This window comes from Nitrospinaceae bacterium, assembly GCA_018669005.1.
Lineage (GTDB): Bacteria > UBA8248 > UBA8248 > UBA8248 > UBA8248 > UBA8248.
Map to the genome: position 1 here is coordinate 1 of JABJAL010000111.1, position 14,986 is coordinate 14,986.

General features: G+C 51.3%; 9 protein-coding genes and 1 tRNA gene. 8 read left to right on the forward strand and 2 right to left on the reverse strand.

What is annotated here, in order from left to right; genetic code table 11:
* Both HOJ95_17155 and HOJ95_17160 read left to right on the forward strand, forming a co-directional pair.
* Positions 1–2,184 (forward strand): TRAP transporter permease (locus HOJ95_17155; GenBank protein ID MBT6396424.1); only part of this gene is annotated, 2,184 nt, incomplete at its 5' end.
* A gap of 317 nt (positions 2,185–2,501) precedes the next feature.
* Positions 2,502–2,578: transfer RNA gene (locus HOJ95_17160), tRNA-Pro, on the forward strand.
* A 101-nt stretch (positions 2,579–2,679) separates the two neighbouring features.
* On the opposite strand, the gene HOJ95_17165 is transcribed toward HOJ95_17160, so the two are convergent.
* On the reverse strand, positions 2,680–3,048 hold the full coding sequence (locus HOJ95_17165) for a response regulator (protein ID MBT6396425.1): 369 nt from the start codon (positions 3,046–3,048) through the stop codon (positions 2,680–2,682).
* Between the two features lie 435 nt (positions 3,049–3,483).
* On the opposite strand from HOJ95_17165, the gene HOJ95_17170 reads away from it, so the two are divergent.
* The 5 genes from HOJ95_17170 (at position 3,484) to HOJ95_17190 (ending at position 13,133) form a co-directional block, all read left to right on the forward strand.
* Positions 3,484–5,616: a GAF domain-containing protein gene (locus HOJ95_17170; protein MBT6396426.1), complete on the forward strand. Its 2,133-nt coding sequence runs from the start codon at positions 3,484–3,486 to the stop codon at positions 5,614–5,616.
* Positions 5,601–10,079, forward strand: coding sequence for a GAF domain-containing protein (locus HOJ95_17175; protein ID MBT6396427.1), 4,479 nt, complete (start codon positions 5,601–5,603; stop codon positions 10,077–10,079). The genes HOJ95_17170 and HOJ95_17175 overlap by 16 nt, the downstream gene beginning before the upstream one ends.
* A 74-nt stretch (positions 10,080–10,153) precedes the next feature.
* Entirely contained in the window at positions 10,154–10,840 is a 687-nt protein-coding gene (locus HOJ95_17180) for a response regulator transcription factor (GenBank protein ID MBT6396428.1), read from the forward strand.
* Positions 10,841–11,251: 411 nt separating this feature from the next.
* Complete coding sequence (locus tag HOJ95_17185) at positions 11,252–11,878, forward strand: hypothetical protein (GenBank protein MBT6396429.1); 627 nt, start codon at positions 11,252–11,254, stop codon at positions 11,876–11,878.
* Between the two features lie 13 nt (positions 11,879–11,891).
* The gene (locus tag HOJ95_17190) at positions 11,892–13,133 is read left to right on the forward strand and encodes a response regulator (protein MBT6396430.1); all 1,242 of its coding nucleotides are present in this window, start codon (positions 11,892–11,894) and stop codon (positions 13,131–13,133) included.
* Positions 13,134–13,173: 40 nt separating this feature from the next.
* Here the strand turns inward: HOJ95_17190 and HOJ95_17195 are convergent, their stop codons facing one another.
* A complete protein-coding gene (locus tag HOJ95_17195) occupies positions 13,174–14,214 on the reverse strand; it encodes an alcohol dehydrogenase catalytic domain-containing protein (GenBank protein ID MBT6396431.1) in 1,041 nt (346 codons plus the stop codon).
* A 257-nt stretch (positions 14,215–14,471) separates the two neighbouring features.
* On the opposite strand from HOJ95_17195, the gene HOJ95_17200 reads away from it, so the two are divergent.
* Positions 14,472–14,986: hypothetical protein (locus HOJ95_17200; GenBank protein ID MBT6396432.1), on the forward strand; the 515-nt coding region annotated here is incomplete at its 3' end.

A 14,986-nucleotide genomic window follows, 5' to 3' on the forward strand; every position in this document is an offset into this window, starting at 1 on the left:
GAGGCCGAGGCGATTGCCGCCGAGGCCGAAGGGGGAGGGCGCCAGCCACTCAACGTCACCACCTGGCTAATCTCTGGCCTAGCCATCGTCTGGTCTCTGTTCCAACTCTATATTGCCTATTTCCCCATTAACTCCGTTATCGCTAGGAGTATCCATCTGACCTTCTCCATTACGATGGTCTATCTGGCTTTCCCGGGGAAAAGGGTGGATGGCAAGCAGGGTCGATTGAGTGCTTTCGCAATTCAGTTGTTCCCAGGTTTTATGCTGGCGCAGCGCTCCACCAAGTTTGCTATTCCCTGGTATGACTTTGTGCTTGCCGTAGCGGCAGGGTTGAGTTCGATATATATGGCGTGGGACTACGGGGGCATCATTGAGCGCTCAGGGGACCCCATCACGCGGGATGTTGTTGTCGGGTCAATTCTGGTCTGCCTTCTACTAGAGGCGGCGCGTCGTGCTCTTGGGCCAGCGCTTCCGGTGCTGGCGATGCTGTTTTTGCTCTACTGTTTCATTGGTCCCTGGATGCCGCCCTTCCTGGCGCATCCAGGTGTCCCGCTTGATTACGTCGTGGATCATATGTATTTGAGCGACAGCGGTATCTGGGGCGTTCCGATAGGCGTTTCCACGAGTTTTGTTTTTCTCTTCGTTCTGTTCGGTTCTCTTTTGGATAAGGCGGGGGCCGCGAATTATTTTGTCCAGGTTGCCTTCGCGGCCCTTGGGCAGTTTCGTGGGGGCCCGGCGAAGGCGGCGGTCGTTGCCTCTGGTTTAACCGGTTTGGTTTCAGGATCCTCGATTGCAAACGTGGCCACGACGGGAACGTTTACCATACCGCTCATGAGAAAAGTGGGGCTTCCCGACTACAAGGCTGGGGCGGTTGAGGTCGCGGCCTCGACGAATGGCCAGCTTATGCCCCCTGTCATGGGGGCTGCGGCGTTTATCATGGCTGAGTTTCTGGGGCTGGCCTATCTGGACATTGTTCGGGCAGCGGTGCTTCCTGCATTTCTTTCCTATATTGCGCTTTTTTACGTGGTTCACCTTGAGGCGATGAAACTCGATCTGCGCCCGATGAGCCGCTCTGAGTTGCCTCCGTTTTGGAAAACTTTCCTGGGGGGGCTTCATTACCTAATTCCAATTCTGATGCTGATCTATACCTTGGTGGTCCTTCGCTTTTCAGCCATTTCATCAGCATTCAACGCCATTATGTTGACGATGGCGATTATCGTTATCCAGCGCCCGCTTGAGGAATCGGTGCGGGTGATGCGCGAGATGTTGCTTGAGAAAGGCGAAACGAAACCATCGCGTCTCTTCGGCTCCAAACATTTCAAAGAATTTGAGGATCGCCTCTGGCATGCTGCGCTCCATGGCTTCGGTGTGAGTTTCGGAGACCTGTGGCAAGGCCTCATCGCGGGTGCCAGAAACATGATGGGCATCGGTGTGGCCACTGCGGCAGCCGGTATTATTGTTGGGACAGTGACGCTGACCGGTCTGAGTGGCCGTTTTATCGAGGCAATAGAGATTATCTCGCTCGGCAACGTGGTGTTGATGTTGCTACTCGCGGCGGGGACAAGTCTTCTCCTGGGCATGGGGCTTCCCACGACGGCGAACTATATCGTCATGGCCACGCTCACCGCTCCGGTCATCGTGACGCTCGGGGCCAAATCCGGGCTGGTTGTGCCGCTGCTGGCGGCGCATCTTTTCGTTTTCTATTTTGGAATTTTGGCGGACGACACGCCACCGGTGGGCCTTGCGGCCTTCGCGGCCTCGGCCATTGCGAAATCCGACCCGATAAAAACAGGGATTCAGGGTTTTATCTATGATCTTAGAACGGCGATTCTACCTTTCGTATTTATTTTTAACCTTGAGCTATTGATGATCTCGGGTGTTGGCCCCAAGGGGGAAATCATCTGGATCGATGACATATTTAAGATTGTATGGGTATGTGTCTCCTCACTTGTGGCGATTTTTGCCTTCGCCTCGGCGCTTCAGGGCTTTTTCGCCGATGAATGCACATGGCCGGAGCGCGGGGTGCTTCTTGTTGTTTGTGTGGTGGCTTTCCGTCCCTCGCTGGTGATTGAATTTACGGGCGGATCAAGGATAGCGGTTCAACTCGTTGCCATGGTGGTGTTTGCGGCACTCTATTTTTATCAGAGAAATAGACGCGCTGGGGTCGCTCTGGCATCGGCCTAGTTGCTCTTTCCCTCTGTTAGAGGGATGTATTCGTATCCTTATGGATCAATTTTCGGGCCAAATCTCTGGGTGTGGTAGTTTTGAATTGAGGGTATCGCTCTCTCCTTTCTCGTGAACACTGTGTGCCCAGGCAGTCGTTTGCGAGCATAAAAGAACGTTTTCTATATCGCCGGTGTTATGGTAGTTGCCCTTGGCGCCTGGTTTATATTTTTTGCGCCACACTCTTCCGAAAGGCGCTTGGAGGGGCGGTGGGCATCGGTTATAAGAGGTGTCCGGCGGAGGGGAGTTTTCTGCCTGGCCGCTGTTTGAGAATATGTCGGGGCGTAGCGCAGCCTGGTAGCGCACCTGCTTTGGGAGCAGGGGGCCGGAGGTTCGAATCCTCTCGCCCCGACCAGAAATCACTAAGGAGCCGGCGAGAGCCGGCTCTTTTTTCATTGGGATAGTGGGTGCTGTCATGGTTTGGCTGATTGGGAATATTGCGTGTAAGGGGCGTTGCTATTGGGCTGAAATCTCCTTGATACTCTCAAGTAATTCGGTCCGGGTAAAAGGTTTTGTCAGGGTAGCGTTGGCACCCAACGCCTGGGCCAGTTGGAGATAGCCCTTTGCGCCGATTCGGCCGCCGCCCGATATGGCGATAATTTTTACCTCGGGGTATTCCTGACGGAGTTCGATGATCGTTTCGAGCCCTTCCTTCTCGGGCATAATAATGTCGGTGATTATCAGCGCTGTTGGTTCTGATCTGAAAATGCGTACCGCCTCGTTGCCATTGACGGCGGTGGATACATCATAGCCCGCACGCTCAAGCAGGCTTTTTAGCGAGTTCCGCAAGTCATCATCGTCATCAACAATCAATACACTTGCCAGGGCCAACACGTACTCTCGCCTTCGTGGGTCTGAGGGTTAAATCAATTAACTGATTAATAATATAAATAATAGTGGTGGCAATTGTTAGGCAATTGTTAGGAACTCGGTAGAATTTGAAGTATGAGGGGCGATTTTGTGAAAAACGATTTCTCTATTTTGTTTTGCCTCATCTCATCTCGATTGTCGAGCTTTAACCGCATGATGCTTATTGTTACTTGTTATCGGGACTGCCCGGGTAAATTGAGCGCTGAGGTTGACTTTAACGTGTTGTTTTTTATGAAATAATAGTTGACGCCCCCCCCTCTGGCAAAGTTAAAATGAAAGGCTGTATTCCGAGGCGAGGAATCAACTCTTACCGAAAGAAATTCTAAGCTCTAAAAGGTGTTTTAACTAACGATTTTTGAGCTAAGTTAATTCAAATTTTCTGGATATCAAATGAGCACGCCCACTCAGGAAAATACTTCTCTTCCAGAAGAGAAATTAAACGCCGTCTCTGCCGAGACTCTCGGCTACGACGCTATTGCCATAGCGGCACAAAATATTCTCCATAAAAGAGAGTTACCCGATATTCTGCAGTCAGTCTGCGAGGAGGTGTGTAAGGCGCTTGGGGCAGATCGGTCCTTGGTGGAGCAGGTGGTCTCCATGACCCCCGAGGCCTACACCATGAAGTTGTTGACTTCCTTTAACATGCCTTCTGACTATTTGTCGGCTATGAATGCCCGCACCAAACCTAATGTCATATTGTCAGATACTTTTTCTAGTAGAGATATTGAAGTTGTTCAGGATCCCTCTAATGATCCTAGGGTATTTAGCCAAGAGGAGCATCGCAAAGCCGAACATGCCACGATGTGTGTAATACCCCTTTATGTTGATGGAAATGAGTACGGGGCCCTTGTTCTGTTTCACCAGCAGAGAGCTGAATACAATTTCCAGCAACGCCAGGTTGCCAGCGCATTAGGTGGTCTGGTCTCGATTGCCATCGAGAAATTCCATTTTCTTTCCGAGGCCCATAAACACGCCGATCAGCTTGCCATTTTGAACCGGATCAGCCGGACGATTTCGGGAAACCTCAATCCTGACGAAGTACTTTTAGACATCGCCCGCGCGGCTGCCGAGCTCACAGGTGGCGGCAAATCCCGGATACTTCTCTACGACAATGATTCGGATTCATTTCAAGAGGTGGCGACTTGGGGTGAATTATCGAGTCCAAATTTCAAGAAAATAAATTTCAAAGTTGGCTTTTCGGGAATCGCGGTTAGAACGGGTTTGCCTCAAATAATCGACGATTTACATAACGATCCCCGTGTCTTCAGCTCCGAATGGATGAAGAGCAACAATCTTCACTCGTGTATCGCCTTTCCCATTCAGCTTGATCGCCAGGCCATTGTTATTATCAGCTACGCGGATACGGTGAATTTCTTTGACGATTCTGCCGTAGAAGTTTTACAAGAACTCGCTCCTCATGCGGCCATAGCTTTTATGAATGCAGAGCTTCACGAGGATGTCCGGGAGCGAGCGGAGCGTCTTGGACTCGTAGGGAGAATCGCGCAGGTCGTTAGCTCCGAACTTGAGCCCGAGGAGCTTTTTAATTCGCTTGCGGGCGAAATTCGCCAAGTGGTTTCGTGCCACCGGTTTGTGCTCGCGAGCTTCGACATAGAGAAAAGGTTCTACCGTTATTGTTATGAGAGTGCCGACGTATCTTCGAGTTTGACCTCGGAAAAGGAATTCAGGAGCCGGATATTAGTCGACAAAATTTATGAATCGAAACGACCACTGTATATTCCGAATCTTCTCGAATATTCCGAGGGCGGTGAACGCAATCTGAAATTAGGGTACCGCAGTGTCATGATGGTCCCCGTATCCATTGAAGGCAAGATACTCTCTCTCATGGTTTTGGCCAGCAAGGAAACGGATGCTTTTTCTGCCGCCGATGAAGAATTGCTGGTAACACTTGCCCCTCAGCTTGGCACGGCGATTAAAAACGCTTTGCTTTACCGCGAAGCTGAGGTGCGAGCGACACGCCTTGAGGTCGTAGGTGAGATTGCTCGGGTCGTGGCCTCGGAGCTTGAGCCGGATGAACTTTTTCGAACCATTGCCCATGAAATACAAAAAAAGATTCCTGCGGAACGATGTGTTGTTGGCTCGTATATTCCGGAGACATTTCGGCTATTTAACTGGGTGACGGAGTCGAAATTCGAGTTGCCCCTAGTTACTGCGTCGGATATTCGAAAGTTAAGATATTATCAGCGGGTCTACCTCGACCAATTGCCAATGAATATTCCCGATCTGGGGGAGGTGCCCACGCCGAGGGCGAAACAACTTGTCAAAACCGGACTTCGGAGCAATCTGGTGGTCCCGGTGCTTCAGGACAGCAAGTGCATCGCCCATATCGGCCTCGCTTCCACCAAGGCTGGGGCATACAGCGACGAAGACGTGTCCCTGCTTATGTCGATTGCTGGGCATCTGGGCACAGCCATTCGAAATGCCAACCTCTACAAGGAATCCGAGGAGCGAAATGCTCGCCTGGAGCTGTCGGGTGAAATTGCCGGGTCGTGGGTTCGGAACTAGAGCCTGAAGAGTTGCTCCGGAGAGTTGTGCAGGAAATTCGCAACGTGATTTCCTGTGAGCGGTGCATGATTTCAAAATTTGATATTGAAACCGGTAATTATTCGTACTTGCACCTGGAATCGGATATTGAAGTTGGGAGGCGCACTCCTACCGATTTGATTGATGAGGATTTTGCGGAAACTGTCTATCGCAATCATATGTCTATTAACTCTGAAGACATTCAGTCGGATTCTTTTCCATGGCACAAAAAACTACTGGAGGCTGGCTTACGAAGCCGATTGACTGTTCCCATTGTTCATGACGATATCTGCATCGCCCATATAGCGCTCTACAGCACGCGCGTCAGTGCGTTTACCAAAGGACATGAAGAATTACTCGCGTCCATCGCCGCCCATCTGGCCTCGGCAATTCGAAACGCCAACCTCTACAAGGAATCCGAGGAGCGAAATGCGCGCCTGGAGCTGTCGGGTGAAATAGCGCGAGCCGTGGGCTCGACGCTTGAGCCCGATGAGGTATTCAGGACCATTGCCCGGGAAATCCAAAAGGTGATTCCCTGCGAGCGTTGTGTTGTCGGAAAGGTGGACCCTGGATCTTTTCGAATCAGTTATATGAATAACGAAACCGACGAGAAAAATAGAGCGTTTTTGGAAGGAAATACCGAGGCCCTATGGTGGTACGAACATGTATATGAGGAAAAACGTGTTTTCGTAGTATCCGATTTCGGGGAGCGGACCGATCTCCGGGCTCGGCAATTCACGGAAGCGGGTCTTCTGAGCGGGATGATAGTTCCCATCCTTCAGGGTGATGAATGTATCGCGCATCTTTCGCTGTCGAGGGCCGAGGAAAATGGATTTACCGAAAGGGATGAGATATTAATCAAATCAATCGCACCACATCTGGGGCCTGCGATCAGAAATGCCTCTCTTTACCGCGAGGCCGAGGCGCGGGCTGCGCGCTTAGAGTCGGTGAACGATATCGCGCAGGCGGCGGGCTCTGAACTCGAACCTAGCGAGTTGTTCGAGACTATCATCGAGCAAATTCGAAAGGTGATTTCCTGCAATTGGTGTGTCATCTCTTCATTCCGACCGGAAACTTTCGAGCGTCGAGTTTGGATGTTGGTGTCCGATATTGAAGTCGAGCGGGCCGAGAATTACGACGTCAGGAAAACGCGCTATTACCAACGGGTTTACAATGAGCATCTTCCGTTCAGGGTGCCCGACATTAGTGAAAGTTCGGATCCTCGCTCCCAGACACTGGCCGCCGCCGGTTTCCGAAGCAATATGGTCGTTCCGATTCTCCAGGACGGGGAGTGCGCCGCTCACCTCGGGGTCATGAGCACTGAGATTGGAGCTTATTCTGCTGAAGATGAAGCGTTGCTTTTGTCTGTCGCGAGTTATTTGGGCACAGCGATACGAAACGCAACTCTTTACCGTGAATCCGAGGCACGGGCTGCTCGGCTTGAGACAACGGCTGAAATTGCCCGGGTTGTTGGTTCTGAGCTTGATCCCGATGTTTTGTTCCAAACGATAGTCGGGGAAATACGTAAGGTGATTCCCAGCGATCGTTGTGTAATCGCCACCATTGATCGTGAAAATGACAGATTTCAGCTTTTGTACGGAGACGATACCCATGGAGGCGGTGGTCTTGAAAATCTGAAATGGGAAACCGGTGAGAGAAGTTGGGTAATGGAGATGTATGAAACGAAACAGCCTGTCATTATCCGCGACTACCAGGAGATGGATTCCCATAACGCCAGGGTCATGACCGAGGCGGGTTACCGTAGCGCACTGATAATTCCGATTGTTCAGGAAGGTGATTGTATCGCGCATATGGCCTTGAGCCGGCGGGAGGTCGATGCTTTTATCACCGACGAGGCAAAACTGCTCTCGGCTATTTCCGACCATATAGGGATGGCGATTCGAAATGCATCGCTTCTTCAACAGTCGGAGGAGCGGGCCCAGCGTATGGCGGCGTTTAACGATTTGAGCCGGAAGATATCGGAAAATCTCAATCTTAGCGAAGTGCTTGAAAGTGTAGGCCACGCGGCGGAATTATTGCTTGAGGCGAACAGCGTGGGAATTGTCTTGGTTGACGAAACTTCAGGGGAGCTTATTCCCCGTGTGTTACTGGGCGAGCTTGTTAAGGTCAGGGAATCGCTCGATCGCTTCAGGGAAGGAGAGGGCGCCGCAGGCTATGTAGTCAGAACCGGCGAGAGCATTGTGGTCCCTGATGTTTTGGATTGGCCCGAGTTCCGGATGAAGGAATGGGCACGGAAGAATGGTATTTATTCGTATGTCGGCGTTCCTCTTCGAGAAGGGATGAAAATAATTGGGGTGATTTTTTGTCTGACAGCGGGGCGGGGTGCTTTTTCGAGCATGGATGAGGAAATTCTCCGCTCTTTGTCAGATCAGGCCGTCATCGCGATTGAGAACGCTAGGCTACACGAGGAGGCCCAGAGGAGCCGGATCTTTTTCGAGAGTGTTGTGGACGATAATGCGGATGCCATTCATGTCGCGGATATCGAGGGAAATATCATCTACTGGAACCGGGGCTCCGAGAAACTGTTCGGCTACTCGAACGATGAGGCTCTTGGTCAACACTTCTCTGATCTGCTCATTCCTGATGATCAGCGTGCAAGATGGTTGCGCTCGGTGTCAGACCGGGTCACGGAGAGCGGGGTGGCTTTCCATACTGAAACGCAGAGAAATCGTAAAGATGGGTCCTTGGTAGCCGTGTCCCTTACCCTTTCGCCGGTGAAAGATGCGGAAGGGAATCTCATAGCGATTTCCGCGATACATAAAGATCTGACCGGTAGAAAACATGCCGAGGAAGCCCTGCTTGAGAGAGAACAGCGATTGAGGACCATTCTCGACACGGCGGTGGACGGCATCATCACTATCGATGAACGCGGGATTGTGGACTCGATCAATCCCTCTGCCCAGAAACTTACGGGCTACACCTCGGCGGAAGTCGTTGGTCAGAACGTCTCCATGCTGATGCCCAATCCATTTCAAAACGAGCACGATTCCTACATCAATAATTATTTAAAAACTGGGATCCCTGGGATACTAGGCCAAGCGCGTGAGGTTCCTGCCCTCCGCAAGGACGGCACAACGATTCCGGTAGACCTTTCCGTAACCGAAATCTGGCTCGGAAAACGACGGCTGTTTAACGGTACTATCCGCGATCTGACCGAGCGTAAGAGAACGGAAAAAGAGCGAGAAGAGTACGTCGAGCGGCTTATGACACTGAACCGACTTACCCAGAAAGTGGGTACCAGCCTCGATTTGGACGAAGCGCTGGAAGCCATACTCGAATCGACGGTGCAACTTTTGAACGTGCCCTATGTGGGTGTTTTCACGCGTCAAGGAGAGGTGTTTGCCCTGCGTGCTTTCCGGGGAAGATATCACACCGAAACAGCCAACCGCTTTTACCGTGTCGGGGAGGGTGGGGTCGGCTTGACTGTCGAGAAGGGCTCCTCGCTGTTTGTCGAAAACGTTCCCGAGGACCCGAATTGGAAAATGCAAAAAGCTTCCTGGGACTACGGCATCCGCAATTTTTTGGGTGTCCCTCTCAAAAGCGAAGGCGAGGTTATCGGTGTGCTGAGTTGTTTGGCAACTGAGCCGCGGATTTACACAAAAGGCGAATACGAGCTTATTAATGCTTTTGCAAATATGGCCGCGATTACCATTCGGAATGCGGCAAACCATTCGCAAATGAAAGAGACGCTGGATGAGCTTCGCCGAAGCCAGGAGATGAATATCCGTGCCGAGAAACTCTCCTCCCTCGGTGTGCTGGCTGCGGGAGCGGCCCATGAAATTCTCAATCCTGCGAGCGTCATTTTAATGCGAGCTGAAATGATCGGCGAGGATGCTGAGGAAGAAAGTTTTGAGAGCAAATCGGCCAATATTATTGTCCGGAACGTCCGCCGCATTCGAAACATTTGCGACGATCTACGCCGCTTCTCCAGAGATGAAGTTCCTTCGATGGAGCCCTTCGATCCAGACGAGGCGCTTCGCTTCAGTCTTGAGCTGATTAGGCATGAGCTTGCGCCAGCTGGCATCAAACTTGATATGGAAGTGAATGATGTTCCCTTCGTTGTTATGGGAGATTCCAGCCAAATTCAGCAGGTTTTTCTCAATCTGATTAGTAATGCCAGGGACGCCATGCCTGATGGCGGAGTGCTATCGATTTGTTCGACTAGAAGTGACCACGCCGGAAAAGATTTCTGGGAGCTCCAAATTTCGGACACTGGTATGGGTATTCCCAAAGATGTTCTCCCTCAGATATTCGACCCCTTCTTTACCACCAAGCCAGCGGATAAGGGTACCGGGCTGGGCCTCTCCGTGTTGCATGGGATCGTAAAGAGCCACGAAGGGGAAGTGTCGGTCGAAAGCCAGCCTGGAGAAGGATCCACGTTTACCGTTCGGCTGCCTGAGGCTTTGGAGGATATTGGAGTTTGAGGGGCGATTGCATCAATATGGTATATGTAATTATAGTGCCGGTATGAGTAATATTTTTAAAGGGAATGGCATACATGTCTGAGGCTAAAATTCTCCTTGTGGATGATGAGAGCGATGTTCTCGAGGGATTGATCGATTATCTCGGGAGCAAGGGCTTTGACGTGGATACGGCTACGAGCGGCGAAATGGCATTAGACGCGGTTAAGACGGATCCTCCTGACCTGGTGATTCTGGATGTGCGTATGCCTGGTATGGATGGCATTGAGGTTTGCCGTAGGCTGCGAAAATTATCACCGTCCACCCGAATCATCTTTCTGAGCGCGCTCCAACAAGATGTGGATAAAGCCAAAGGTTTGATGATAGGAGGGGACGACTACATAACGAAGCCTTTCAGTACACTTGAATTGCTTGCTCGCGTAAAGGCTGTCTTAAGACGAGGCGGAGCGCCAGAGCCGCCGCAGATTTTTGAATTTGGAGATATCAAGATCGTTCCTATTCGCCGAGAGGTTACTCGTGCTGGCGAAATTGTAGAGATGACTGCCAAGGAATTCGATCTTGTTTATTATCTAGTTCAGCATCAAGGAGAGGCCCTCTCGCGAGATCAGTTGCTTGAGAGTGTTTGGGGGCAAGATCAATTTCCTACGACTCGAACCGTAGATTTTCACATTTTTCAACTGAGAAAAAAGCTTGAGGAAAATTCTGTGCGCCCGGAATTTTTTCGAACCATCCGTGGGGTCGGCTACAAGTTCGTCAACGAATAGTAAATATTTTTTTTCTCCTCCTCAAATCCCCCTAAAACGTCTCGAAGTGTCTCAAGGGGTTTAATTGTCTGAAATTGCATGGCTCGGGCTCCTGTATTTTTTGGCGACCTTTCACACTCTTTGAATGTGGTGGGTGAGCGATAAAATATTCCTTGAATAACAAAAATAATAAAGTCTTAATAAACAAACTCCTAACATTGATCTAGCTAGTCTATAACCCCTGCGGGTAAGGGGGGCTCTATAATTACCAAAGGAAATGAGAGTTCTTTGTATAAAGATCTCTCATTTTGGAGTCGAGTGGCGATTTTGGTTTTATCTAGTAAGTCACCACCGTGGATTGATGAGTGTGAAGGACGTATATCACGATGGCCGAATAGGTAGAAGTTAAGATTCGCCCCCGGAGAACGGCACTTGGAAACGATGACCAATATTTTGGATTTCAAGAATATTCACAAGGGAGAAAAAATATTTATCCTTTCATCCCGCCCATCACTGAGTAATCTAAATTTAGATTCTCTTGCTGGGCATATTGTTCTGGGGCTGAATCGGTCGAATCTTTTTTACCCTGATGCACGATATCAATGCACGATGGATATTGAACTGGTTAATGATTCGCCGGAGATGTTCAGTAGTGTTGGCAATCTATTCACGCCCGAGGGCTGCTCCGTCGGAATTCCGCTGAAATTGTTGGGAGCCGAGGGTTTTAGTCAAGATCTTGAGATGGGTGTCTATTCAGGTTATTCGATTTCCTATCTGGCGCTCCAACTCGCCGCCTATATGGGGTTTGAGGATATTTATTGCCTGGGGCTCGATTTGCGGCGACATGAAGACGATCAGTTTTTTGGAACCGATAACGATTCAGGACGATTAGGGAATACGCAATTTCCTTGGCTGCTAAAGATGTTCGAGTATGCGGCCCAAGTACTTAAAGACACGGAAGTGAATGTCTATAATTGTATTGAGAATTCAGGTCTTGACTGTTTTCCAGAGGTCACATTTGATGAGGCACTAGAACTTGCTTGCAAATCAATTAAGTAGAGGGTGGTAAGAGATGAAAGCTTTAATAAATGTGGATAGCTCCTCGGTAGATTCGACGAAGCAGAAGGGCGAGGAGTGCGGATATTCGGTCATGATTGTTGACGATGAAAAAGATGTGCGCGAATCCTTGGGTAATTATCTTGAGCGCAAAGGATTCGAGGTCTCCTCTTTATCAAGTGCCGATGAGGCGGTTTTGCAACTTACCGAAGCCCAACCGCATCTGATCATATCTGATCAAAAGATGCCCGGAATGAGTGGGATTGATTTTCTCGCCCATGCCAGTGAAAAATATCCTCTTATTCCCAGAATTCTGTGCACGGGTCACACCGATCTTCGATTGGCCTTGGAAGCTGTTAATCGTGGGTCGGTGAATCGCATACTAACAAAGCCATTCGATCTCCGGAATTTGATGACTGCTGTAGAAGAATGTTTAGAACAAGTTCGACTGCGGGAGCGAAACGAGGAGCTTCTTCGTCTCACGCGCGAGCAAAACGAAAAACTCGAGGAGACCAACCAGAAGAACGCCGAACTTCTTCTTCTCGCCGATGTGCATAACCAGAAACTCGACTCATGGAATCAGTCTTTGAAAGTGGAGGTGGCGGCGCGTACCGCCTATCTCGATGAAATGACAGAGGCCGCGATTTACTCACTTGCAGAGCTCGCCGAGTCCCGGGCGCGGGATATTGGTGGCCATCTGCGGCGTATGCAGGAGTATGCCCGGATCATCGCCGAAGCCTTGATGGTCGATGAGAAAAGAAGACCTCACTTTCTCGTAAAAGAGTATGTGGATGATCTTTGTCTCTCGACCCTTCTTCACGATGTGGGCAAGGTTGGCATCCCAGATGGCATCTTGTTCAAGCCTGGGCGTCTTGAGCCCGAGGAATATGCCGTAATGAAGACCCATGCGCGCATTGGCCTAGAGACTGTGAAAAAAGCCCAGTCTCACATCGGCGACGAGAGCTTCTTATCTCTCGGTGTGGACATAACGGGTCATCACCATGAGTTCTGGGATGGAAATGGATATCCCTCCGGTCTTGTCGGAGAGAAAATTCCCTTTTCAGCTCGTATCGTAGCAATCGCCGATGTCTATGACGCGTTGACTTCACCGCGTGTTTACAAAAAAGCCTGGTCGCACGAAGAAACACTGAAATACATGCTCAATGGCGCGGGCACCCAGTTTGATCCCCTTCTGATCGAAGTGCTTGAAGAGCAGAGCGAGGGTTTCCAAAAAGTGCGGGACACCTGGGAAGAGTAGGATACTTGGCTTTCTGGGCGTCGCATTTTTTCGATTCAAACTAACATTCCAGTACCACCTTAATTGCCCCCGCCGCTTTTCCGCTGAACACCTCGAACCCGTGGGCGAACTCCTCAAGCGTAAAGACGTGGGTGTTGATGGCGCTACTGTCGATTCGCCCGCTCTCGTAGGCTCGAACGGCTCGTTGGACGGAATAGTCCCCCTCGCCCCTGATTCCGTAGATGGTGATTTGATCCAATGGAAGGCGATTCAGTGGAGCCGGTGGCTCCTCGCCCCCCGTGATGCCGAGTAGGAGCACCCGCCCGCCCCGTCGCACCCGCCGAATACATTCGGCCTGTAGTGCGCCGACCCCTGCTGCCTCAACTGTGAGATCGGGACCTAGCTTCCAGCCCCGCTCGGCGAGAGTTACGTCGAGATCGTCCACCCCGGCGCATACCGTGACATCGGCACCCAGTTGTTTTGCGATTTCGAGACGCGAGGCCACGGTATCGACGATGCAGACTTCTCCCGCACCGAGGAATTGCGCAAACTGCATTGTCAGCAAACCGATGGCGCCGGCACCGTAGATCAGTACCCTATCTCCCGTTTCGACCCCGCAACGCTCAAGCCCGACGATGGCTGTTCCCGCCGTCGTCATCAGCGTCCCTGTGGTGTAGGGCATGCCCTCGGGCAGGCGGTGCAGGAGTTTTACGGGCACAGCGCAATACTGTGCGAAACCACCGTTGGTGGTCATCCCTATCTGGCGATGAAGCGGTCGACGGCCGTAATTCTCGCAGATGGTGTAGTAGCCACGCACACAGTTAGCGCACCTCCCGCACCCCGCGTGGCTCTCGGTGGCGACCCTGTCGCCCGGCGCGAACTCATCGACACGCTCGCCGGCCGACACCACCTCACCGCTCCATTCGTGTCCGGGGATCAAGGGATAGACCACACCGGGCATTTTTCCCTCGATTAAATGAGTGTCCGAGCCGCAAAAACTGCACGCCTTGACGCGAACAAGCACCTCGTCCGGGCCAGGCTCGGGATCGGGCATGTCGCACACTTCGTAGGAATGAGGCTTTTCGACATAAACTGCGCGCATGGGTGTTCTCCTTTCGGAATGGAATCAGTTCATTAAGGCCTATCACGGGGCAGGGCCTCTCACAACGGTGTGAAGAGGGAGCCTCGAAAATGGACAATTCCAATTCGACGCTCACTATGCCGACTCCAGCGGTTGAGGTGGCGGATGCTTATAAATAAGATATATTACTCTTATTAGGGCGATTTGGCGCTACTTGTCTCCAAAAATTGAACTTCAATCAATTAAAAGAATGTCTTCAAACTTGGGAGGATACCCGGATGACCTCAGATTCCATGAGTATTGTAGGCAAGCGTATTTCGCGTGACGACGCCCCTGGTGGTGTGTCGGGGGAGAATCATTATGTGGACGACCTCAATCCTGCGGGTGTTCTTTATGGGGCGGTTCTGCGAGCAGGCCGGGCGCATGCGCGGATTCTTAGCATCGACACCTCGCGGGCCGAGCGCGTGCCGGGGGTCGTCTGTGTACTTACGGGCCGCGATGTCCCACAAAACGCATACGGGCTCTATGTCGTCGATCAGCCAGTTCTCTGCGAGAAAAGAGTCCGCTATGAAGGTGATCCCGTCGTGGCGCTTTGCGCCGAGAGCTGGGAGGCGGCCGAGGAGGCTTGCCGCCTGATCAAGGTGGACTACGAGGATCTCCCTGCCGTCACGGATCCCGAGGAGGCGCTTGGGCCCGATAGCCCGGTCATTCACGAATCAAATCCGGGTGGCAACCTACTTCTTGAGTGGAAGGTTCGGCGCGGTGAGATGGAAAAAGGGTTTGCCGAGGCCGA

Bases quoted from the DNA above. Each gene is read 5' to 3' on its own strand.
- HOJ95_17195 (MBT6396431.1), bottom strand. From the start codon at position 14,214: ATGCGCGCAGTTTATGTCGAAAAGCCTCATTCCTACGAAGTGTGCGAC.
- HOJ95_17180 (MBT6396428.1), top strand. From the start codon at position 10,154: ATGTCTGAGGCTAAAATTCTCCTTGTGGATGATGAGAGCGATGTTCTC.
- HOJ95_17190 (MBT6396430.1), top strand. From the start codon at position 11,892: ATGAAAGCTTTAATAAATGTGGATAGCTCCTCGGTAGATTCGACGAAG.
- HOJ95_17170 (MBT6396426.1), top strand. From the start codon at position 3,484: ATGAGCACGCCCACTCAGGAAAATACTTCTCTTCCAGAAGAGAAATTA.